Source organism: Streptomyces mesophilus (assembly GCF_040300965.1).
GTDB classification, from domain to species: Bacteria; Actinomycetota; Actinomycetes; order Streptomycetales; family Streptomycetaceae; genus Streptomyces; species Streptomyces mesophilus_A.
On the sequence record NZ_JBEPEW010000068.1, the window covers coordinates 1 to 20,918 of the forward strand.

A 20,918-nucleotide genomic window follows, 5' to 3' on the forward strand; every position below is an offset into this window, starting at 1 on the left:
CCGAGCACCCCGCCGCCCGGCCAGCCCGGTTACGGCTACCCGCAGGCGCCGGGCCAGCCCGCACAGCCCGGATACGGCACCCCCGCGCCGGGCCAGGTCTACCCGACCCCGACCCCGGGCCAGCAGATCGGGTACGGCCAGCAGGCGGCAGGCCAGCAGCAGCCGTACGGGACACAGCAGCAGCAGCCGTACGGCACGTATCAGCAGCAGCCGTACGGGAGTTACCAGCAGCCGGGCACCGCTCCGATGGGCGCGCCCGGCGGCGGTGGCGGCAAGAAGCTCAACACGCAGATGATGATCATCATCGCGGCCGTGGTGGCCGTCGCCCTGATCATCGGCGCCGGTGTCTTCCTCGCCTCCGGGGACGACGAGGGCGGCAAGAAGGACGAGTCCAAGCAGGGCCAGACCGACGGCGGCAAGGGCGGCGGCGAGGAGGGCAAGGGCGGCGGCACCGGCAAGGAGAAGAAGCCGGCCAGCACCAAGGGCGCCGTGCTCTTCAACGTGCCCGCGCCCGAGGTGAAGGGCGACGACGCCATCACGGTCAAGGGCTCCTGGCTGACCGAGAAGACCTACGCCAAGGTCGGTGTGTACGAGATCGTCGGCTACAACCCGGACAGCGGCGAGAAGCTCTGGACGATCCCGCTCGACGGCGAGGTCTGCAGCGCCTCCGAGCACGTCAGCGCGGACGGCATCACCGCCGTCAACTTCCACAACGCCAAGCCCACCAAGGAAGACCCGTACCCGGGTTGCACCGAGGTTGCCGCGATCGACATCGACAACGGCAAGAAGCTCTGGCAGGAGCAGGCCAAGGCGGGCGACCAGGCGATCAACTTCAGCCAGGTGACCGTCGGCGGCAACCTCGTCGCCGCGGGCAGCACCAGCGGTGGTGCGGCCTGGGACCTGAAGACCGGCGGCATCAAGTGGGAGCCGCGCGCCGGCGACAAGTGCGTGGACCAGGGCTACGGCGGCGGCAAGACGCTGGTCGCGATCAGCCGCTGCGGCAGCGACTTCGACAAGGCGCCGCGCAAGGTGCAGCCGCTGGACGACGCGGGCAAGCCGATCTCCTCGTACACGCTGCCCTCGGGCATCCAGTGGGCGCACATCCCGTCCACCGACCCGCTGGTCGTCGCGGTGGACTCCACCGGTGAGTCCAAGGGCCCGACGGACTACTTCTCCATCGACGCCAAGACCGGCAAGCTGCGCAGCAAGGTCGCGGTGGACCCGGAGAAGACCATGAGCCGGTGCGACGCCACCAACGTCGAGCCCTGTTCGCAGATGGCGGTCGGCAACGACCACCTCTACCTCGCCACCCGCGAGCACGAGGGCGGCGGCGAGTACGGCATGACCAACGAGATCATCTCGTACAACCTGGCGACCGGTAAGGAAGGCGGCCAGAAGGCCGACGCCGGCGACAACTACTCGATGTTCCCGCTGCGCATGGACGGCGGCAACATCATCGCCTACAAGGAGCCGCCGTACGACAAGGGCGGCCAGATCGTCAGCATCGACGGGAAGACCTTCGAGCAGACGGTGTTCCTGGAGAACCCGTCCGACGAGGCGGTCCGTGACGCGGAGACCAGCTTCTCCACGATGCATGCCGAATACCGCTACGGGAACGGCCGGCTGTTCATCTCGGACGTCTTCGCCAGCAAGCCGCTGTCCTCGGACGACAAGAACTATCTGGTGGTCGGTCTCGGGGCGAAGTGACGTAGTGCCGGGTGTGGGATGCCGGTACCCTTCCGCGGTCAAAGTTCGTGTCGGCAAAGGGGGTTCACATGCGCAGGTTGATGCATGTGGGGGTAGCTGGTGCGAGCACGTTGGCTCTGATCGTCCTGGCGGGAGGTTCGGCCCAGGCCGAGACTCCCACCTACAGGCTGGGTGCGTCGGTGGACGGTGCAAGAGGCCGGGCCTCGGTCGTTTTCGCGTCGGCCACCAAGCTCAACCCCCTCGAACTGCTCGTCACGGACACGGCTTCGGACGGCCAGCACGCCCGCATCCGTCTCCAGGTGAACTCGACCTCCCTCAACACGAGTTGGGTCAAGGCCGTCGGCTACGGGGACGATGCCTCGGTCAAAGGGCCGTGGGGCCCGGGCATGAGGATCGACCGCGTCAGGATCGAGGTATGCCGGTACAACGGCGATGTGCGCAAGGACTGCGCATGGTCGCAGTGGCAGATGAGCCCTTGGGCCTGATGAGGGGCCCCGACGCCCCTGGTGCGTGACGATCGCATGAGCCCCCTTGCCTGTACGGAAGGGGGCTCATGCGTGTTCGCGCGCTGATGGGTCACCCGTTCAGTTCCGTGCCGTCCGGAAGGCGGACCGTCAGCTCCTCCTCCGAGGTGAGCGTGACCGTGGTGTGGGTGTGGAGCCAGGCGGCGTCCAGGGGTTCGCCGGACAGGACGACCAGCGTGACGTGTACGGTCCGGCCGCCGGGGTGGTCGCGGCGCAGGAGGTACGGGGTGGCCGAGCGCGGGCCGAGGGCGTTCGCGTCCCTCGCGTGGACGACGCCGGCCCCCGCGTCCCAGCCGTGCAGTGCCACGACCGCCGAAGCAACCCGGGCGCCGCGGGCGACGGCCCAGCCCGGCCCGGTCTCCGCGGGGACCGTCTCGCCCGCGACCGCGTATCCGCCCTCGCGGACCGTGGCGCCCGCGGGGGCGAAGACGCGGTGCACGCGGACCTCGTAACGCCCGTGCACCAGCGAGGTGGTGGCGATTCCGTACGCTTCGGGGTCGCCGGCCACCCGCGCCTCGTGCCAGGACGAGGCACGGCCCGGGGCCACCTCCACCGGGTGGATGCGCCGCCGGGGCTCGCCCGCCGCCTCGGCCGGGTCGGCGCCCGCCGGCAGCAGCGCGAGGTGCCCGTCCACGCCGCGCCGCCAGGCCGACTCGCCCGCCTCGGGCGCGGTCGCGGTGCTGTAGCCGAACTTGGCGTAGTGCGGGTCCGCGGTCGGCGGTTCCTCCGGGTCGCGGGGCTGGTGGTCCGTGCCGTGGTTGACCAGGCGTACGACACCGTCCGCCTTGGTGCCGTGCAGCAGCCAGCCCGGCTGCGGCAGCGCGAGCGAGAAGTCCCCCTTCTCCACCGGCAGTTGTTCCTCCGGTGCGGTCCACGCCGGGTGCTCCGGCGGAAGGAGCAGTCCTACGAAGCCCTTGCTCGCCCAGTAGGGAGAGGCGGGGCCCGAGTAGCCCTGGGCCATCGGCAGGAACGGGCGGTGCCAGCCGAGCGTGAGAAGGCCCCGCTCGTCCGGCACCCCGTGCGCGGTGAAGTGCCGCAGCATCCCGGAGGCGGCCCGTCGGGTCACCCCGGGAGACAGCGGCGTGCAGTCCGCCAACTCGCCCATCCACAGCGGCGCGGCGGCCGCCCAGCGGTAGACGAGGGAACGCCCCTGGTGCATCGGCGCCCCGTCACCGCCGATCAAGTGCGCGTACGTGCCGAGGAATTGACGCAGCCGCTCCCGGTAGGTGGCGACCCGTCCCGCGTCCGCCGACGCCCCCGCGATCCGTGCCCACAGCAGCGGATACAGGTGCATCGCCCAGCCGTTGTAGTGGTCGAAGTGCCGTCCGTCGCCGTCGGTGTACCAGCCGTCGCCCCGGTACCAGTCCTCGATCCGGTCGAGGCCGCGGTCGATGTCGGCCTGGGAGTGCGGGGCGCCGACCGAGGCGAGGAACTGTTCGGCGACGACCTGGAAGAGCAGCCAGTTGTTGTCGTGCGGCTCGGCGCCGATGAAGCCGCCGAGCCAGTCGACCACGTGCGCACGCACCTTGTCGTCGAGCCTGTCCCACAGCCACGGCCGGGTCTCGTGCAGTCCGAGTGCGATCGAGGCGGCTTCGACCATCGGCTGCTTCCGGTCCGTGACGGGCAGCCACGCCTCGCCGGGGCCGCTCGCCGGATCCGTACCGGCGGCAAGTCCCGCCGCGTACCGGTCGATCAGGCGCTGGTCGACCTCGCCGCGGGCGCCCGCGATACGGAAGGCCGCGAGCAGGAAGGTGCGGGCGTAGCCCTCCAGGCCGTCGGACTCCTGGCCCGACTGGCTGGCGCGGCCCGGCAGCCGGTACTGCCCGAACCCGGGTGACGCGAACGGCTCCACCGCGCCCAGGAGTTGGTCGGCGAGCGCCTCCCAGCCCGCGCGGGTGCCCAGGTCGTCCGGTGGGGTCTGCTTCGTCATCGTGCTCCCTCACTTGCTCTTCGTACCGTGCGGCCCGGGCCGCAGCCCGTGCTTCGTACCGTGCAGCCCGGGCCGGCCGGTGTCAGGCCGGGCCGGTCCGGGCCGGTCATGAGGCGGGCCGTACGGCCCACGGGGTCAGGCCAGTTCCGCCACGTGCGTACGGCCGCGGGAGCCGCCGGTGCGCACCGTCACCACCGCCCGGCTGCCGGGGGTGACCGTCACCGTGGCGTCGGCGGAGACCACCCGCGTCGCCGCGTACGGCAGCTTGATCCGCACCGTCTCGTATGCACGCGAGGTCTCCGCGACCGCCACCGAGATCCCGGCGGAGTGCTTGCGTACGAGGACGGTGGCCGGCGCCGAACTCGTCAGGCCGTCCGCGGCGCCGGGGTGCCAGAAGTGGGCGGCGAGCAGGCCGTGGCCGGGCGCCTCGATGGCCTGCACCTCCTTCTTGTTGGCGACGATCCGCACCGGCTGCGACGCCGCCCATTGGGAGGTCTGCGCGGCCGAGGCACCCGGGAGCAGCGCATAGGAGTAGCCGGCGGCGGCCGGGGACGCGCCGTGGTCGAGCCAGAGGGTCAGATAGCGACGGGTGACCGGGTCGTCGGTGCCCCCGGTGTCCTTGCCGGTGTTGATCGCCGCCCAGGTCCCGGTGCGCTCGTGGCGCAGCGCGCGCACCGACGCACCGCCGAGGAAGACGTAGCCGCCGGTGCCGTTCAGATGCGCCCAGCGGGAGCCCGTGAACGTCTTCGTCCACCCCTGGGTGCCGGGTTGGACGGCGCCGTCGACGGTGAGGGCGTTGGTGCCGGAGATGTGGAGGTTGCGGTTCTCCACGATCGTCTCGATCGTGCGGCCGTCGGTGGACGTGATGTCCGCGCCCAGCGCGATCACCGCGTCGTCGAGTGTGAACCACACCTTCTTGGCCTGCAGCGTCGAGCCGTCGGCGACGAGTTTCATCGCGGCGGCGCCGAAGCGCCCGCCGAGGGTCGCGCCGCCCGCCGTCAGGTTCGCAGGCTGGAAGGTCTTGGTGCCGTTCGCGTCCCCGATCTTCGCGCGGGTGCGGGTGTCGACGGTGGTGCCCGGCAGCCGGTACGGATCGACGGTCGCCCAGAAGCTGTCGCCGAACTGGCCGAGATCGCCCGAGGTGTAGAGGTACGTGACGCCGTCGCCCTGGTACCAGCCGTGCTTGTTCTCGAAGTTGCCGCACTCGTACGCCGAGACGCGCGCCGAGGACATGCCGAGGCTCAGCGCCCAGGTCGGGCGCCGGTGCACCATCCGGTCCATGCCGGCGAAGGCGAAGGCCCCGGTGAGCGGGGCGGTGGGCACGATCGCGCCGTTGTCGAGCACGGCCCGGGCGCGGGCGACCTGCGGGATGCTCGCGTCGGCCAGGTACGGGGTGAGCTTGTTGCGCTGGATCCAGCCCTTGGCCAGCGCCCGCCAGCGGGCGGCGTACGCGGCGGGTGCGGTCTGGGCGAGCAGCAGGACCCCGGAGATGACGCGCGCGCCCCGGTCGGAGTCCGGCGTCCTCCAGCGCGAGACCGCGCGGCCCGACTGCGAGTCCATCATCAGGCCCTCGAAGACGAACGGCGAGAAGGAACGTTCCACAGCGTCATGGACGACGGTCACGTCCGGATCGGTGACCGCCCACTGGGAGCCCGCGAGCAGCGCGAGGATGTACGCGAGTCCGGAGAGCATGACCTGGCCGTACGCGCCCGTGTAGGCCACGTAGTTGTGCTGGATGAACGAGCCGTCCGCGTAGAAGCCGTCACCCGAAGTCACATACGTGAAGACGCTGTTGGCGCCCGAGCCGGCCAGGTCCGAGAGGCCGTCGCGGCCCTGGGCGACCTTGGCCGCGTCGCGGGCGAGCAGACCGTGCAGAGCGACGATGACGGACTTGTCCGAGCGGTTCGCGCCGGTCTCGACGGCGTCGTAGGAGACGCGGCGGTCGGGGTTCGGGCACCACTTGGCGACCGTGGCGAGATAGGCGGACAGGTCGGCGGCGGGGAGTTTGGTGCGCATCAGGACGCAGGTGTCGAGCAGGCCGCGCGGGGCGCCGATCTCCCAGAACCACCAGTTGCCGGTGCGGGTGGCGGTCGGGTTGAAGGCACGGTCGTAGAGGAAGCGCAGGCCGGCGACGACCGCCTGGGCCACGTCCTCGCGGCCGCTCAGGGAGGTGCCGGGGACCTTCCAGGCGGCGGCGAGCGTGGCCAGGCGCGGGTAGCTCTGGCCGAACATGTCGGGGTCGGTGACGGGCGCCATGTCCGGCCACAGGAAGGTGCGTCCGGCGGAGCGGTCCATCGTCGACCACAGCTCGGCGGCGGTGGTGTCGAGGCGGTCCACCGCGGCGGCGAAGTCCGGGTCGGCGGCGTTGAACTGACCGCCGGTGATCAGCTCTTCGGCGCGCTGCAGCAAAGTGTCGTACGCGTCGGCGCTCACGCCGGCCCCCGTGTCATCGGCTGCCGCCGCCCGCGGCGCGGAGACGAGCCCCGCCGCCGACGCGGAGACGAGCAGCCCGGCGACACCGGTGGCGCCCAGGACTCTGCGGCGGCTTATGTGAGAGGGCTGGGGCATACGGGGCTCCCGGGACTCGGTCGACGCGTGCGGTGCCGCATAGCATGTAACCGCTTGCTACGGCTGACAAGGGTGTGAGCAAGGGGAGTTGCGGGAGGGTACGCAGATCCGCGTAACCGGTTACAGGCGGCCGCGGGGACAACGGCTCACCGTTGCCCTGCCGCAAGCCGCCCCCGCGGGGGTCGGGTCAACTCCCGACCCGCGCCACCGACTTCCGCACCACGATGTGGGTGCCGAGCACCTGCTTCTCCTGCCGCCGCGCACCCGCCGTGCCCAGCGCCTCGTCGCGCAGCGCCATCCGTACGGCGGTGCGCCCGAGTTCCTCGCCGGGGATGTGCACGGTGGTCAGCGGCGGGTCGAGATGCGCCGAGTGCCGTTCGTCGTTGTAGCCGACCACCGACACATCACCCGGCACTTCGAGCCCGTAGTCGTGCAGCGCGCGGATGACACCCGTGGCCACCCAGTCGTCGGCCGCGAACACCGCCGTGAAGTCCGGCTTCCCGCCGCACGCGGCGAGGATCCGGTGCGCCGCCGCGAGGCCGTACTCCAGCTCCAGACCGTCGCATTCGATGATCCGGGCCCGCTCGGGAGCGATGCCGAAGTCGGCGAGACCGGCGCGGAATCCGGCAAGGCGCTGCTCGCTCGTGGACAGCCCGGGGATATGCCCGATGTACGCGATGTCGCGGTGCCCCGCCGCCAGGAGATGGCTGGTCACCGCACGGGCCCCGGCCTCGTTGTCGTACTCGACGATCAGCGCCGGCAGGTCGGCGGACGGCACCGGCCGTCCGCACAGCACCAGACGCGAGCCCGCCGCCTCGAGTCCCTGCGCATAGCGGGCGATCCGCTCCCGGTACGCGTCGTCCTCGACGACACCGCCCGCGAGCACCACGGTCTCCGCGCGCTGTTCGCGCATCATCTGGACGAGGGCCAGTTCGCGGTCCGGGTCGCCGCCCGTCTGGCACACCAGGGAGAGCCGGCCGCAGGCCGCCGCCTCGGCTTCCACGCCGTGCGCGATCGCGCCGTAGAAGGGGGCGTGCACCGCCTGGATCAGGACGGCCACTGTCTTGCGGCCGTTGCCCGCGAGACCGCGGGCGTGGGCGTTCGGTACGTAGTCGAGCTCGTTGACCGCGCGCATCACCTTGGTACGCGCGTGCGCCGAGGTCGGGTAGGTGCCCGCGAGCACCCGGGAGACGGTCGCGACGGAGACGCCGGCCTGTGCGGCGACGTCCTTGATGGTGACTTTCTGCGTCACCGGGCCTCCTGGTCTACGGGCCGGGGGCACCTGCTCGATCGCCCCCGGCCGTTGTGGCATAACCCTACTTGTCGAGCGCCGAGCGCTCCTCGGCGAACTCCTCGGCGGCCTTCCTGCCGCCGGACTGCTGCCACTTGCTGTAGATCGCGTCCCAGTCGGACACCTTCTGGCGGCCGGTGACGATGGCGGTGACGCCGTCCGCGACGATCTGGTCGAGCGAGGCGCCCTTGCTGGTGAAGGTCGCGGACTGAAGGCCCCACTGGTCGTTGCGCTTCAGGAGCGGGACGGTCTTCTTCTGCCACTCGTGGTTGGCCCTGGCGGCCTCCGCGAAGCCGGGCAGGTACAGGACCGGCGGTGCGTCGCAGATACGGCCGAAGGGCAGGGCCTTCGTCTCGGTGATGCCCAACTCGGTGAGGATCGGGTTGTTGTCCTTGTCCCGCTCGAAGTGGGTGCCTTCGACGCCGTACTCGAGCAGCTCGAACTCCTTGCTGCCGAACGGCGAGGCCAGGAAGTCAAGCACGCGGAGCAGCATCTCGATGCGCTTCTTCGGCGCCTTCTTGAGGACCGTGTAGCCGAAGCAGCCGCGGTTGCGCATGGCGTGCTGCCCGGCGCCCGCGTCGTACGGCATGGCGGCCGCGACCTCGAACGCACCCTTGGAGTCACGGAGGTTGGGCTGCAGGGCCAGGAAGCCGTCGACCACACCGCCGACCGTCCCGTTGAAGTACTGGGTGTTGAGGTCGGGGACGGACAGCGAGGTGGAGTCGGGGTGGAAGGCCTTGCCCTTGTGCAGCCGCACCAGGAACTCGAGGGACTCCTTGAAGCCCTCGTGCCCGTACATGTCGGCCATCTTGCCGTCCTTGAACTCCCACAGGTTCGGAGTGCCGTGCTGGATGGCGTGCGTCTTGAAGCCGAACGGGTTCGAGCCGGTGTAGGCGCCGAGCGCGAAGCGCTTGGAATTCGAGGCCTTGATCGCGGACTGGATGAAATTGTCCGCCGAGCCCCCGTCCTGGTAGCCGGCCGCCTTGTACATGTCGGCGTTGATGAAGAGGGTGTCGCCGAAGGCGGGCCGCGCCACAGGGACGCCGTAGATCTTCCCGGAGATACGGCCCATGCCCTCCCAGGCGTACGTGGGGATGTTCGCCAGATGCGGGTAGTCCTTGGCCGCGTCGCCCGAGAGGAACTCGCTCAGGTCGGCCATCTTCTTCTTCACGAACTCCGCCTCGCGCGGGAAGCTCGCGATACCGCCGATGTCCAGGATGTCGGGCAGATCGTCGCCCGCCATCACCGTGGCGATCTTCTTCGGGAAGTCCGCGACCGGTACGGCGCTGAACTTGATCTTGACGCCGAGCGCCCCCTGCACCGCCTGCCAGAACTTGTTGTTCTCGTACGGCGAGGGCGCGGTGCCGTACGTGACGGCCATGACGTGCACGGTGGAGCCGTCGCCCGGCTTGTCGTTCGTCGCCTGGAACGTGTCCGACGGGTAGTTGAGGAAGCCGTCCTGCACACCCTCCGTGGTACCCGGCAGATCGGGCTTGGGGCCCTTGGTGATGGGGGTGTACGTGGGCCACGGTGCCAGCTTGGTGCCCTTGTTGCCGACGGAGCTGTCGCCGGCGTCACCGCTGCACGCGGTGAGCAGGGCGGGGGCGGCGATCACGGCGCTGCCGGCGCCTATCGCGCGCAGCAGGGTGCGCCGGGAGAAGCCGGAGGACGGGACGGAAGCGGACATGGGTGTCTGCCTTTCATGGCAAGGGAGTTGGGGCCTGCGGTGAGCTGCCGGGATACGCCTCGGATCAGCTCTTGATGGCGCCGGTGAGCACGCCCTTGGTGAAGTACTTCTGCAGGAACGGGTAGACCAGGAGGATCGGGACGGTGGCCGTGACGAGGACCGCCATCTGCGTGGTCTGCGGGGCCGCGACATTGGCCGCCTCCGCCGCGCCGCTGTCGGCGAGCTGGGCGCCGCCGAGCACGTAAGTGCGCAGCACCTGCTGCAGGGGCCAGTTCTCGGACTCCATGTAGATGGAGGCGTGGAACCACGAGTTCCAGTACGTCACCGCGTAGAAGAGACCGACGACCGCGAGCACGGCCTTCGACAGCGGGACCACGACGATCCAGAGGATCTTCCAGTCGCTCGCGCCGTCGAGCCGGGCCGCCTCGAAGAGCTCTTCGGGGATGCCCTGGAAGAACCCGCGCAGCACGATCAGGTTGAAGACGTTGATCAGCACCGGGGCGATCAGCGAGGCGAAACTGTCCAGCATGCCCAGCTCTTTGACCACCAGATAGCCGGGGATCATGCCGGGCGGGAACAGGAACGTGAAGAGCACCAGGAGCAGCACCGGCTTGCCCCCGTACACCCGCGGCCTGGACAGGGCGTACGCGAGGAGGACGCTGCACAGCATGCTGAACGCCGTGCCGAGTGCGGTGAGGGCGATGGAGATCCACAGGGCGCGGCCGACCACGCCGCCGGAGAAGATCTGCTCGTACGCGCGCAGGGTCGGGTCCGTGGGCCACAGCACGTAGCCGCCGTTGGCGACGACCTCGTGGTTGGAGGCGAACGAGGTGGAGACGACGACGAGGAAGGGCACGGTGACCAGGAGGATCACGACGGTGAGGGCGAGGCCCTTCGCGGCGCTGGTGAGCGGGCGTGGCTTCTCCATCCAGGCCGGGCGTACGGCGTTCTTGGCGTGACTCACTTGTAGATCCCCTGTTCGCCGAGGCGGTGGGCGACCTTGTTCGCGGTGTAGACGAGCACGGCGCCGATGACGCCCTTGAACAGGCCGGCCGCCGCCGCATAGCCGAAGTCGCCCTGGAGCAGGCCCTGGTAGTACACGAAGGTGTCGATGATCTCGGCGGCCTCGGGGCCGTACGCATCGCGCTGGAGCAGCATCTGCTCGAAGCCGACGGAGAGGATGTCGCCGATCCGAAGCAGCAGGAGCAGGATGATGATGGGCCGGATCTGGGGCAGCGTGACGTGCCAGAAGCGGCGCCAGGGCCCCGCGCCGTCGAGCGCGGCGGACTCGTAGAGCTCCTCGTTCACCTGCATCAGGGCGGCGAGGAAGATGATCGTGCCCCAGCCGCCGTCCTTCCAGATCACCTGCGCGACGACCAGCGGCTGGAACGCGTCCGGGTTGCCGATGATGTGCACCGTGTGCAGGCCCGCGTCGCCGAGCACGTCGTTCAACAGGCCGGTACCGCCCAGGACTTGCTGGAACAGCGCGACGACGATCACCCAGGACAGGAAGTGCGGCAGATAGACCACCGACTGCACGAAGCGCCGCAGCAGGTCCGAGGTGAGGCTGTGCAGGAGCAGCGCGAGCGCCAGCGGTACGGGGAAGAAGAAGGCCAGTTGGAGCAGCGCGATGACCAGGGTGTTGGTCACCGAGTGCCAGAAGTCGGCGTCCGTGAACATCCGCTCGAAGTTGTCGAAGCCGACCCACGGGCTCACCCACAGGCCTTCGAACGGGATGTACTCCTTGAACGCGATGACGTTGCCGAAGAGCGCCCCGTAGTGGAACACCAGGAAGTAGGCGATTCCGGGGACCATCAGGAGGACCAGTGTGCGGTCGCGCCGAAAACGTTTCCACCGTTCACGCACGGGCCGCTTGGGCGGTATGCCCTGCTTGGCTCCTGTGTCGGACGGCTTCACCGCCTCGGTACGCGTGGCATTTTGAGACACCGTGGCCACGGGCCACCCCTTCGTCGTCTGTTCAAGGTGCCCGGAATCTAAAGCGGTTACATCAGCCGGTCAATACTTCTGACCCTGCAGCTTCCTTGACCGCTCCTGTGCTGGGTCTCTAGCCTGCGACTCCTAGTAGAAAACGGTTACTTGAATGGTTACTCGAGTGGAGGTCCGCGTGGCAGACAGACTCACGGTGGCGCTCGCCATGACCGCCGAGGAAGCGGGCATGGTGCTGCCGCAGGACCTCCGGGAGCGGATAGGGCGGCTCGCCGACCTGGCCGGCGACGGAGTTCCGCTGGCCGGTGACCTCACGACCGCGGCGGCACGTGAAGTGCTCACGCAGGCCGAGGTGTTGGTGACCTGCTGGGGCTGTCCGCCGCTGACCGGGGACGTGCTCGCGGGCGCACCACGGCTCCAAGTCGTCCTGCACGCCGCCGGATCGGTGAAACGGATCGCCGCACCGGCCGTCTGGGACCGGGGCCTGCTCGTGTCCTCGGCCGCCGACGCCAACGCCACACCGGTCGTGGACTTCACCCTCGCCGCGGTCGTCCTCGCCGGAAAGCAGGCGCTGCCCGCAGCCCGCGCCTACCGGACCGCGTTCCCCCCGCACTCCGAACGCGAAGGCGTGGACGGCCGGACCATCGGCATCATCGGCGCCTCCCGGATCGGCCGCGGGGTGATCGAGGGCCTGGTCGCCTCCGGCCGAGGCCACCGGATCCTGCTGCACGACCCGTACGTCGACGAGGCGGCCGCGCGGGAGATGGGCGCCGAACCCGCCGACCTGGACACCCTGTGCCGTGAGTCCAGCATCGTCAGCGTGCACGCACCCGAACTGCCCGAGACGCGCCACCTGTTGGACGCTCGCCGCCTCGCGCTGATGGCCGACGGCTCCACGCTGATCAACACCGCCCGCGGCTCCCTCCTGGACACCGAGGCGCTGACCCGCGAGTGCGTGAGCGGCCGCCTGAACGCCTTCCTCGACGTGACGGACCCGGAGCCGCCACCGCACGGGCACCCCTTCTACGACCTGCCGAACGTGCTGCTCACCCCGCATATCGCGGGCGTCCAGGGCAGCGAGCTGCGGCGCCTGGGTGAGCACGTGGTGGCGGAGCTGGAGCGCTACGTCCGGGGCGAGCCGCTGCGCGGGCTCGTCACCCGGGAGGAGCTGGCGCGGCTGGCGTGACCGAGCCGGCCGGTCGGCCGGCGTGACCGAAGACGGCGGGGCGGCCCCGCGGAGGGGGTGGGGCCGCCCCGCGTTCCGTATCCGGTATCCGGTATCCCGGAGATGCGGACGATCCCGGGGGATTTCGGCGCCGTTTACGGGCAGCATTCCTCGTCCGCGTACCGCCCTTCAGTCCCGAATAGCAGGGATTCCGGTATTCCGAGGTGCTTCTGGCCGGTAGGGGGCGCGTAATGTCGAACAACCGTGTAGCTTCCGGGAGATGAGGGGCTGGGGGGCTCCGATACTTGCGCGCGTGGGGAATGGGGGGTGGCCCGATGGGTGTGCGGCTCATGGTGGTCGACGATCACCGTCTGCTGGCCGAGGCGCTCGCCTCGGCCCTGAAACTGCGCGGGCACCGGGTGCTCGCCGCCGCGGCACCGGCCGCGGGAGCGGCGGAGCTGGTGGTGCAGCGGGCGCCCGAGGTCTGTCTGATCGGCACGTCCACACCCGCCGAGCCGGGCATGTTCGACCCGATCGTGAAGATCAAGCGGGAGCGTCCGCAGGTCGCCGTCGTGGTCCTGGGCCCGGTGCCCTCACCCCGCGGCATAGCGGCCGCGTTCGCCGCCGGCGCCTCCGGATACGTACGGCACGACGAGCGGATCGAAGGCGTCGAACGCGCCATCATGAAGGCCCGCTCCGGCGAGGCCGCGGTCGCTCCCTCGCTCCTTCAGGGCGCGTTCGCCGAACTGCTCAACCCGGCCGCACAGCCCGACGACGAGGGCCAGCGTCTCCTGCAGATGCTCACCCCGCGCGAGGTCGAGGTCCTCGTCCGGGTCGCGGACGGCGAGGACACCCGGCTGATCGCGGCGGGCATGGGGATAGCGCCGAGCACGGCGCGTACGCATGTGCAGCGGGTCCTGATGAAGCTGGGCGTCGGCTCACGTCTGGAAGCGGCGGCGCTCGCGGCGCGTACGGGGCTGCTCGACCGTGCGGGTCCGGTGGGCGGTGTGCCCGCGGCTCCGGAGCCGCCCTCGATCAACAACTCCGGTCACGCGTAAGCCTTTTCAGCGTTACGCCTGCTCGGCGGCGTATCCGGTGAACTGCCGCCAGGCGTCCGGGCCGACGTGGAAGCCGGGGCGGCGGGTGTCTTTGGAGTCGCGGATGTGGATGGCGGTGGGGCAGGGGGCGATCTCGATGCAGTCGTCGCCCTGGGTTCCGCTGAACGTCGACTTGCGCCAGTCGAGGGCTACTTCTACGCAGCTGTCGCCCTCGGTCCCGCTGTAACTGCTCTTGAACCAGGCGAGTTCCGTGATGCTCATGGTGCTCCTCGCATTCGCTCCAGCAGGCTCCGGGAGTCTTCGGGGGTGAGGGCCTGCGAGCGCAGTGTCGCATAACGGTCGTGCAGTGCGGCTGCCTCTTTCGGGTCGGCGATCAGGCGGCCGTTCTTCTGCCCCTCCGAGTAGGCGAGGCGTCGTTGGTCCGCGGTTTCCAGGAGCTGTATCGGACCGTCCAGCGCCGCATGCAGCGAGGACCGGACCGGCATGATCTGCAGGACGACATTGCGGGGCTCCGTACAGGCCAGGACATGGTCCAGGAGCAGGCGGGTCACGGCAGGTCCGCCCAACTGCCGCTGGAAGATGTGTTCTTCGATGATGAAGCTGAACGACGTGCACGGCCGCTCCCGGAGCAGGCGCTGCCGTTCCATACGGGCGGCCACCTGCGCTTCGAGGCGGGCGTCGTCGAGCGGGGGCTGCGCGTTGGCGAACACGGTCCTGGCGTAGGCCTCGCATTGCAGCAGGCCCGGCACCAGACGGCATTCGTACGTGTCGAGGCGCGTCGCCTCCTGTTCCAGCTTCGCCCACTGGCGGAACCACGCGGCCAGTCCGGGCTGCCGGGACAGGTGCTGTGCAGAGCGGCGGAGGGCACCGGTGTTGCCGAGCGCCAGTTCGGCGCGGTCGACGAAGTCGCGGTCGGCATCCGGCGGCCCAACTCGATGGAGACCACTGTGTGTTTGGAGAAACCCACGTGTGACGCGAACTCCTCCCGGCTCAGCCCCGCGTGCTCCCGCAATGCATGGATGACCGCGCCGAAGGTCAGCAGACTGTCCGACGGGTCCGGCTCCTCGTACTCGGAGTGCATCAGAACCACCTCCCGTGACACAGGGTCACGGGTCACTGTGCGTACTGTCCACAGTGCGTGCGTGTACGGTCGCGCACCGTACACGCTTCAAGGCTGGCCGCCGGGCCTCGCACCCCGGGACCGTAACCCCATGAGCACCCACCAACTCCCCGCCACCGCCCGCACCTTCACGCAGCGTTTCTCCGGCGCCCGCCGGGGCGCCCGGCTCGCCCGGCTGCTCGCGGTCGAGCAACTGCGCGCCTGGGACGTGCCGTTCCCGGAAACAGAACACGCCGAAGCCATCCTCGCCGAGCTGGCTGCCAACGCCGTGCTGCACGGGCACGTACCCGGGCGGGACTTCGAGGTACGGCTCGTCCTGCGCGCGGACACGCTGCGGATCGAGGTCGACGACACCCGCCCTGACCGGCACCCCGACGAACAGCCCCCGTCCCCGGACGGTGAGTCGGGGCGGGGGCTGCTGATCGTCGGTGCGCTGGCCGGGAGTTGGGGCGTCGTCGAGGGACCGGCGCCCCGCAAGACGGTGTGGGCCGAGCTGCCGCTCGGCGGCAGTGCCGGTGGAGTGGTGGGCGTCAGCGCACCCGCCGCGCCCCCGCGGCAGGGACCGCCGTGAAGACCCGCGGTTCCGTCAGTCCACGGGACGCGAACGCCTCCACCACGGACTTCGCCACCTGATCCGCGGACGCCTCCTCGACCAGGACGATCGCCGAGCCGCCGAAACCGCCGCCCGTCATCCGGGCGCCAAGGGCTCCGGCCGCCACGGCGGAGTCGACCACCAGGTCCAACTCCGGGCAGGAGACGCGGAAGTCGTCGCGCAGCGAGGCGTGGCCCTCGACGAGGACGGGGCCGATGCCCCGTACGTCGCCGGCGTCCAGGAGCGAGATGACCCGCTCCACGCGGTGGTTCTCCGTGACGATATGCCGTACCAGGCCCCGTATCTCGTCGGAGGAGAGCCGGTCGAGGGAGTCCGGCAGCGAGGCGAACGGAACATCCCGCAGCGCCGTGACCCCCAGCTCCGCGGCCCCCGCCTCGCACCCGGCCCGTCGCTTCCCGTACTCGCCCTCGCTGTGGGAGTGCTTGACCTGGGTGTCCACGACGAGGAGCCGCAGCCCGAGCGAGGCCAGGTCGAAGGGCACCTGACGCTGGGAGAGGTCGCGGGTGTCGAGGAACAGGGCGTGCCCGGCCGTGCAGCAGGCCGAAGCCGTCTGGTCCATGATCCCGGTCGGCGCGCCCACGTACACGTTCTCCGCGCGCTGGCACAGACTGGCCAACTGCTGGCGTTCCAGGCCGAGTTCGAAGAGGTCGTTGAGCGCGAGCGCGACCACGACCTCCAGGGCCGCCGACGAGGAGAGCCCCGCGCCCGTCGGCACGGTCGACGCGAGGTGGACGTCCACGCCGCCCACCGCGTGCCCGGCGTCCCGCAGCGCCCACACCACGCTCGCCACGTAGTCCGCCCAGCCCGCGGACGCCCCCGGCGCGGGGTCGGCCACCACGACCGGCTCGCCCGGCAGATCCGCCGAGTGGGCCCGTACCGCCGAGTCCGTGCGCCGTCCGAACGCCGCCACCGCGGTGTGCGGAAGCGCGAAGGGCATCACGAAACCGTCGTTGTAGTCGGTGTGCTCACCGATCAGGTTCACCCGGCCCGGCGCTTCCCAGACCCCCTCGGGCTCGTACCCGTAGAGACGGCCGAACTCCTCAGCCACACCTGCCATGTGAGCTTCACCCCTCCCGAGACTGCGCGAAAGCCCACGCATCGGCGACGATCCCCGCGAGGTCCGCGCGGGACGGAGTCCAGCCGAGCCGCTCACGGGCGGCGTCGGCGGAGGCGACGAGGACGGCGGGGTCGCCGCCGCGGCGCGGGGCCACGACCTCGGGGATCGGGTGGCCGGTGACCTGGCGGACGGTGTCGATGACCTCGCGTACCGAGAAGCCGTTGCCGTTGCCCAGGTTGCAGATCAGATGCTCGCCCTCGCGCGGGGCGCCGAGCGCGAGCAGATGGGCCTCCGCGAGGTCCGCGACGTGGATGTAGTCGCGTACGCACGTCCCGTCCGGCGTCGGGTAGTCCTCGCCGAAGACGGAGATCGCCTCGCGCCTGCCCTGCGCGACCTGGAGGACGAGGGGGATGAGGTGCGACTCGGGGTCGTGCCGCTCCCCACAAGTGCCGTACGCGCCCGCCACGTTGAAGTACCGCAGCGAGACCGCCGCGAGCCCGTGCGCCGCGCACTCGCCGGTGATCATGTGGTCGACGGCCAGCTTCGATGCGCCGTACGGATTCGTCGGCGCGGTGGCCGCGGTCTCGACGATCGGAACCTCGGTGGGCTCGCCGTACGTCGCGGCCGTGGACGAGAAGACCAGCTTGGTCACCCCCGCCGTGCGCATCGCGCCGATCAGCGCCATGGTGCCGCCGACGTTGTTGTCCCAGTACTTCTCGGGCTTCACCACGGACTCGCCGACCTGCGAGAAGGCGGCGAAGTGCAGCACGCCGTCGAAGGAGGAGTCCAGCCATTTGGCGGCGTCGCGGATGTCACCCTCGATGAACTCGGCGCCGGCCGGCACGCCTTCGCGGAAGCCCGTGGAGAGGTTGTCGAGCACGACCACCTGGTGCCCGGCCTCAAGAAGGTGCTGAGCCACCACGCTGCCGACATATCCGGCGCCACCGGTGACCAGGTACTTCCCGCTCATGAACTAGCTACCTCTCGCAGTCGCTCGGCCGCGGTCTCCGGCGGCACGTCGTTGATGAACACGCTCATGCCGGACTCGGAACCCGCGAGGAACTTCAGCTTGCCGGAAGTGCGGCGGATGGTGAAAAGCTCGAGGTGGAGGGCGAAATCCTCCCGTTCCACGCCGTAGGCGTCGAGTGCGGTGAACGGCGCCTGGTGCCATGCGGAGATGTACGGGGTCGGCGGCTCACCCGGCCCGAAGATCCGGTCGAACCTGCGCAAGAGTTCCAGATAGACCTGTGGGAACTCTGTGCGCGCCGCCTCGTCGAGCGCCAGAAGATCCGGCACGCGCTGCTTCGGATAGAGATGGATCTCGTACGGCCAGTGCGCGGCGTACGGCACGAACGCCACCCAGTGCTCGCCCTCGAGGACGACGCGGCTCCCGTCGGCGAGCTCGTCGGCGACCAGCTCGTCGAAGAGGTTGCCGCCTTCGCGGGCCTTGTGCGCGCCCAGCGAGCGCAGCATCAGCTCCGTACGCGGGGTGATGGCGGGGTATCCGTAGATCTGTCCGTGCGGGTGGCCGAGGGTCACACCGATCTCGGCGCCGCGGTTCTCGAAGCAGAAGACCTGCGCGACGGACGGCAGATGTGACAGCTCGGCGGTCCGGTCGGTCCAGGCGTCGAGCACGAGCCGGGCCTGCTCGGGGGAGAGGTCGGCGAAGGACGCGTCGTGGTCGGAGGTGAAGCAGACCACCTCGCAGCGCCCGGAGTCCCCTGCCAGCGAGGGGAAGCGGTTCTCGAAGACCACCACGTCGTAACCGGAGTCGGGGATCTCGCTGAGCTGCCCGTCCTTCGAGGGGCACAGCGGGCACTCGTTCGCCGGCGGGTGGTACGTGCGGGCGTTGCGGTGCGAGGCGATGGCGACGAAGTCGCCGAGCAGGCGGTCCTCGCGGATCTCGGACGTGGTGGCGACCGGGTCGAGCGGACGCCGGTCGACGGCCTCGCGGACGACGTCGTCGCGCAGGTCGTAGTGGATGAGCTCACGACCGTCGGCCAACCGCGTCGAGGTCTTCTTCACTCGGGCTGCTCCTATCGCACCCATCAAACAGAACCGAACACAACAAACCACAAGCCAACAGATTGGTCAACGGGTGAGGCGGGCTCGCGCCCGGAGTTTTCTGGGGGAAACCAGGCCGCCGACACCGCTTCTTCGATCACGAACGAACAAAGAACACCAAGGACCCCCTTCAGTTTCCGAACACGGAGGCGTAGGTTCCGGTCCGATACGTTCGCGCAACGAAGCGAGACTCCCCCATGCAATACCTCGCCGAAGGGCTTCGGCTTCCCACCAACGGGCTGGACTACGCGATCCTGGCGATCTACTTCGCCGTGGTGCTCGGCATCGGGTTCGCCGCCCGGCGCAGTGTGAAGACCAGCCTCGACTTCTTCCTGTCCGGCCGCTCCCTGCCCGCCTGGGTCACCGGCCTCGCGTTCGTGGCGGCCAACCTGGGCGCCACCGAGATCCTCGGCATGGCGGCCACGGGTGCGCAGTACGGCGTGGCCGTCGTGCACTGGTACTGGATCGGCGCCATCCCGGCCATGGTCTTCCTCGGCCTGGTGATGATGCCGTTCTACTACGGCTCCAAGGTCCGAAGCGTGCCGGAGTTCTTGCTCCAGCGTTTCGACAAGAGCGCACATCTGCTCAGCTCGGTCCTGTTCGCCTTCGCCTCGATCCTGATCGCGGGCGTGAACCTGTACGCCCTGTCGATCGTGGTCGAGGCCCTGCTCGGCTGGCCGCAGTGGGTGTCCATCGTGGTCGCGGGCTTCTTCGTCCTCGCGTACATCACGATCGGCGGCCTGTCCTCGGCGATCTACAACGAGGTCCTGCAGTTCTTCGTGATCCTCGCGGCGCTCATACCCCTGACGCTGCTCGGCCTCAAGCGGGTCGGCGGCTGGGACGGTCTGACCGACTCGCTCACCAAGCAGCACGGGGACAACTTCCTGTCCGCATGGGGCGGTACGGGCATCGGTGACGCCAACCCGCTCGGCGCCAACTGGCTGACCATCGTGCTCGGTCTGGGCTTCGTGCTCTCGTTCGGCTACTGGACCACCAACTTCGCCGAGGTGCAGCGCGCCCTGTCGGCCAAGAACCTGAGCGCCGCCAAGCGCACCCCGCTGATCGCCGCGTTCCCGAAGATCTTCATCGTCTTCATCGTGATGATCCCGGGCCTGGTCGCCGCCGTGCTCGTGCCGAAGATCGGCACCGCGGGCTCGGACCTCACGTACAACGACGCGATCCCGCTCCTGATGCAGGAGTTGCTGCCCAACGGTGTGCTCGGCATCGCCGTGACCGGTCTGCTCGCCGCCTTCATGGCCGGCATGGCCGCGAACGTCTCGTCCTTCAACACCGTGTTCACCGCGGACATCTGGGCCAAGTACGTGGTCAAGGGCCGTGAGGACACGTACTACTTGAAGTTCGGCCGGCTCATCACCGCGATCGGTGTCGTGGCCTCCATCGGCACGGCCTTCCTGGCCGCGTCCTTCTCGAACATCATGGGGTACCTGCAGACCCTGTTCTCGTTCTTCAACGTCCCGATGTTCGTGGTCTTCATCATCGGCATGTTCTGGAAGCGCGCGTCGATGAAGTCCGGAGTGTGGGGTCTGGTCGCCGGTACCTCCGCCGCGATGATCAACTACTTCGTGATCTACAAGCAGGGCGTCATCGACATCCCCTCCGACCAGGGCGCCAACTTCGTCTCCGCGATCGTCGGCTTCGTCGCCGGTGCGCTGGTCATGGTCCTGGTCACGCTGTTCACGGCGCCCAAGCCCGAGGCCGAGCTCGCGGGTCTCGTGTACGGGACGACCTCGCCCGGCATGCAGGAGCCGCCCGAGGAGGGCGACAGCGCCTGGTACCGCCGCCCGGCCCTGCTCGGCTGGGGCGCGATCGTCCTCGCCGCAGCCTGCTACATCCCGTACTCCTTCTAGTTCCGATCGGAGGCACCGAGAACCATGTCTGATCTGCAGCGCGAAGTCTCCGAGCTGGAGAGCAAGTCCGCGACCGCCGCCCGGCTCTTCGACATCCGGCGCATCATCGGCGGCCTGTTCGTGGTGTACGGAGTGATCGTCACGATCGCCGGCATCAGCCCGTCCGACGCCGACCTGAAGAAGGCCGAAGGCGTCAACATCAACCTGTGGACCGGGCTCGCGATGCTGGCCCTCGGCCTGTTCTTCCTCGTCTGGCTGAAGCTGCGCCCCACGGCGCCGCCCACGCCCACGGACGTACAGGAGTAGACGCCCGGCCCAT

General features: G+C 69.7%; 17 protein-coding genes and 1 pseudogene. 7 read left to right on the top strand and 11 right to left on the bottom strand.

Going from position 1 to position 20,918, the window contains the following annotated elements; translation table 11 throughout:
• Both ABT367_RS23055 and ABT367_RS23060 read left to right on the top strand, forming a co-directional pair.
• Positions 1-1,707, top strand: a 1,707-nt coding sequence (locus ABT367_RS23055) for a PQQ-binding-like beta-propeller repeat protein (RefSeq protein ID WP_352254971.1), incomplete at its 5' end; no start/stop codon positions are given.
• Between the two features lie 179 nt (positions 1,708-1,886).
• Entirely contained in the window at positions 1,887-2,192 is a 306-nt protein-coding gene (locus ABT367_RS23060) for a hypothetical protein (protein ID WP_352254972.1), read from the top strand.
• 91 nt (positions 2,193-2,283) lie between these two features.
• Here ABT367_RS23060 and ABT367_RS23065 read toward each other — a convergent pair whose 3' ends face one another.
• From ABT367_RS23065 to ABT367_RS23090, 6 genes are all read right to left on the bottom strand, one after another.
• Positions 2,284-4,161 carry a DUF2264 domain-containing protein gene (locus tag ABT367_RS23065; RefSeq protein WP_352254973.1) on the bottom strand — a complete coding sequence of 626 codons (1,878 nt, stop codon included), beginning with the start codon at positions 4,159-4,161 and terminating at the stop codon, positions 2,284-2,286.
• 135 nt (positions 4,162-4,296) lie between these two features.
• Complete coding sequence (locus tag ABT367_RS23070) at positions 4,297-6,729, bottom strand: polysaccharide lyase 8 family protein (RefSeq protein ID WP_352254974.1); 2,433 nt, start codon at positions 6,727-6,729, stop codon at positions 4,297-4,299.
• A gap of 187 nt (positions 6,730-6,916) precedes the next feature.
• On the bottom strand, positions 6,917-7,981 hold the full coding sequence (locus ABT367_RS23075) for a LacI family DNA-binding transcriptional regulator (protein WP_352254975.1): 1,065 nt from the start codon (positions 7,979-7,981) through the stop codon (positions 6,917-6,919).
• 64 nt (positions 7,982-8,045) lie between these two features.
• Entirely contained in the window at positions 8,046-9,707 is a 1,662-nt protein-coding gene (locus tag ABT367_RS23080; RefSeq protein ID WP_352254976.1) for a sugar ABC transporter substrate-binding protein, read from the bottom strand.
• 64 nt (positions 9,708-9,771) lie between these two features.
• A complete protein-coding gene (locus ABT367_RS23085; protein WP_352255005.1) occupies positions 9,772-10,635 on the bottom strand; it encodes a carbohydrate ABC transporter permease in 864 nt (287 codons plus the stop codon).
• A gap of 32 nt (positions 10,636-10,667) precedes the next feature.
• Positions 10,668-11,522, bottom strand: a complete 855-nt coding sequence (locus tag ABT367_RS23090) for an ABC transporter permease (protein ID WP_352254977.1) — start codon at positions 11,520-11,522, stop codon at positions 10,668-10,670.
• A gap of 340 nt (positions 11,523-11,862) precedes the next feature.
• Between ABT367_RS23090 and ABT367_RS23095 the strand changes: the two genes are divergently transcribed.
• Entirely contained in the window at positions 11,863-12,840 is a 978-nt protein-coding gene (locus tag ABT367_RS23095; RefSeq protein WP_434975516.1) for a hydroxyacid dehydrogenase, read from the top strand.
• Between the two features lie 314 nt (positions 12,841-13,154).
• Positions 13,155-13,877 (top strand): helix-turn-helix transcriptional regulator, encoded by a 723-nt coding sequence (locus tag ABT367_RS23100; protein ID WP_352254979.1) that lies wholly within the window; start codon positions 13,155-13,157, stop codon positions 13,875-13,877.
• A 12-nt stretch (positions 13,878-13,889) separates the two neighbouring features.
• On the opposite strand, the gene ABT367_RS23105 is transcribed toward ABT367_RS23100, so the two are convergent.
• Both ABT367_RS23105 and ABT367_RS23110 read right to left on the bottom strand, forming a co-directional pair.
• Complete coding sequence (locus ABT367_RS23105) at positions 13,890-14,138, bottom strand: DUF397 domain-containing protein (protein WP_352254980.1); 249 nt, start codon at positions 14,136-14,138, stop codon at positions 13,890-13,892.
• A pseudogene (locus ABT367_RS23110) lies at positions 14,135-14,958 on the bottom strand (helix-turn-helix domain-containing protein). Before ABT367_RS23110 ends, ABT367_RS23105 begins: the two are co-directional and overlap by 4 nt.
• Positions 14,959-15,088: 130 nt before the next feature.
• Between ABT367_RS23110 and ABT367_RS23115 the strand changes: the two are divergent.
• Positions 15,089-15,568 carry an ATP-binding protein gene (locus ABT367_RS23115; RefSeq protein WP_352254981.1) on the top strand — a complete coding sequence of 160 codons (480 nt, stop codon included), beginning with the start codon at positions 15,089-15,091 and terminating at the stop codon, positions 15,566-15,568.
• Here ABT367_RS23115 and galK read toward each other — a convergent pair.
• The 3 genes from galK to galT are packed head-to-tail and all read right to left on the bottom strand — an operon-like array spanning position 15,528 to position 18,692.
• Positions 15,528-16,667: a galactokinase gene (gene galK / locus ABT367_RS23120; protein WP_352254982.1), complete on the bottom strand. Its 1,140-nt coding sequence runs from the start codon at positions 16,665-16,667 to the stop codon at positions 15,528-15,530. The two genes, ABT367_RS23115 and galK, sit on opposite strands and share 41 nt — an antisense overlap.
• Positions 16,668-16,674: 7 nt before the next feature.
• Entirely contained in the window at positions 16,675-17,637 is a 963-nt protein-coding gene (gene galE / locus ABT367_RS23125; RefSeq protein WP_352254983.1) for a UDP-glucose 4-epimerase GalE, read from the bottom strand.
• On the bottom strand, positions 17,634-18,692 hold the full coding sequence (gene galT / locus ABT367_RS23130; RefSeq protein ID WP_352254984.1) for a galactose-1-phosphate uridylyltransferase: 1,059 nt from the start codon (positions 18,690-18,692) through the stop codon (positions 17,634-17,636). Before galT ends, galE begins: the two co-directional genes overlap by 4 nt.
• Positions 18,693-18,928: 236 nt before the next feature.
• Here galT and ABT367_RS23135 point away from each other — a divergent pair, with 236 nt between their 5' ends.
• Entirely contained in the window at positions 18,929-20,599 is a 1,671-nt protein-coding gene (locus ABT367_RS23135) for a sodium:solute symporter family protein (protein WP_352254985.1), read from the top strand.
• 24 nt (positions 20,600-20,623) lie between these two features.
• On the top strand, positions 20,624-20,905 hold the full coding sequence (locus tag ABT367_RS23140; protein ID WP_352254986.1) for a hypothetical protein: 282 nt from the start codon (positions 20,624-20,626) through the stop codon (positions 20,903-20,905).
• Positions 20,906-20,918 lie beyond the last annotated feature (13 nt).

Excerpts from the sequence above, each read along its gene's own strand:
- ABT367_RS23065 (WP_352254973.1), bottom strand. The coding sequence starts at position 4,161 with ATGACGAAGCAGACCCCACCGGACGACCTGGGCACCCGCGCGGGCTGG.
- ABT367_RS23070 (WP_352254974.1), bottom strand. The coding sequence starts at position 6,729 with ATGCCCCAGCCCTCTCACATAAGCCGCCGCAGAGTCCTGGGCGCCACC.
- ABT367_RS23080 (WP_352254976.1), bottom strand. The coding sequence starts at position 9,707 with ATGTCCGCTTCCGTCCCGTCCTCCGGCTTCTCCCGGCGCACCCTGCTG.
- ABT367_RS23085 (WP_352255005.1), bottom strand. The coding sequence starts at position 10,635 with ATGGAGAAGCCACGCCCGCTCACCAGCGCCGCGAAGGGCCTCGCCCTC.
- ABT367_RS23090 (WP_352254977.1), bottom strand. The coding sequence starts at position 11,522 with ATGGTCCCCGGAATCGCCTACTTCCTGGTGTTCCACTACGGGGCGCTC.
- ABT367_RS23095 (WP_434975516.1), top strand. The coding sequence starts at position 11,863 with ATGACCGCCGAGGAAGCGGGCATGGTGCTGCCGCAGGACCTCCGGGAG.
- ABT367_RS23100 (WP_352254979.1), top strand. The coding sequence starts at position 13,155 with ATGGGTGTGCGGCTCATGGTGGTCGACGATCACCGTCTGCTGGCCGAG.
- ABT367_RS23105 (WP_352254980.1), bottom strand. The coding sequence starts at position 14,138 with ATGAGCATCACGGAACTCGCCTGGTTCAAGAGCAGTTACAGCGGGACC.
- ABT367_RS23115 (WP_352254981.1), top strand. The coding sequence starts at position 15,089 with ATGAGCACCCACCAACTCCCCGCCACCGCCCGCACCTTCACGCAGCGT.
- galK (WP_352254982.1), bottom strand. The coding sequence starts at position 16,667 with ATGGCAGGTGTGGCTGAGGAGTTCGGCCGTCTCTACGGGTACGAGCCC.
- galE (WP_352254983.1), bottom strand. The coding sequence starts at position 17,637 with ATGAGCGGGAAGTACCTGGTCACCGGTGGCGCCGGATATGTCGGCAGC.
- ABT367_RS23135 (WP_352254985.1), top strand. The coding sequence starts at position 18,929 with ATGCAATACCTCGCCGAAGGGCTTCGGCTTCCCACCAACGGGCTGGAC.
- ABT367_RS23140 (WP_352254986.1), top strand. The coding sequence starts at position 20,624 with ATGTCTGATCTGCAGCGCGAAGTCTCCGAGCTGGAGAGCAAGTCCGCG.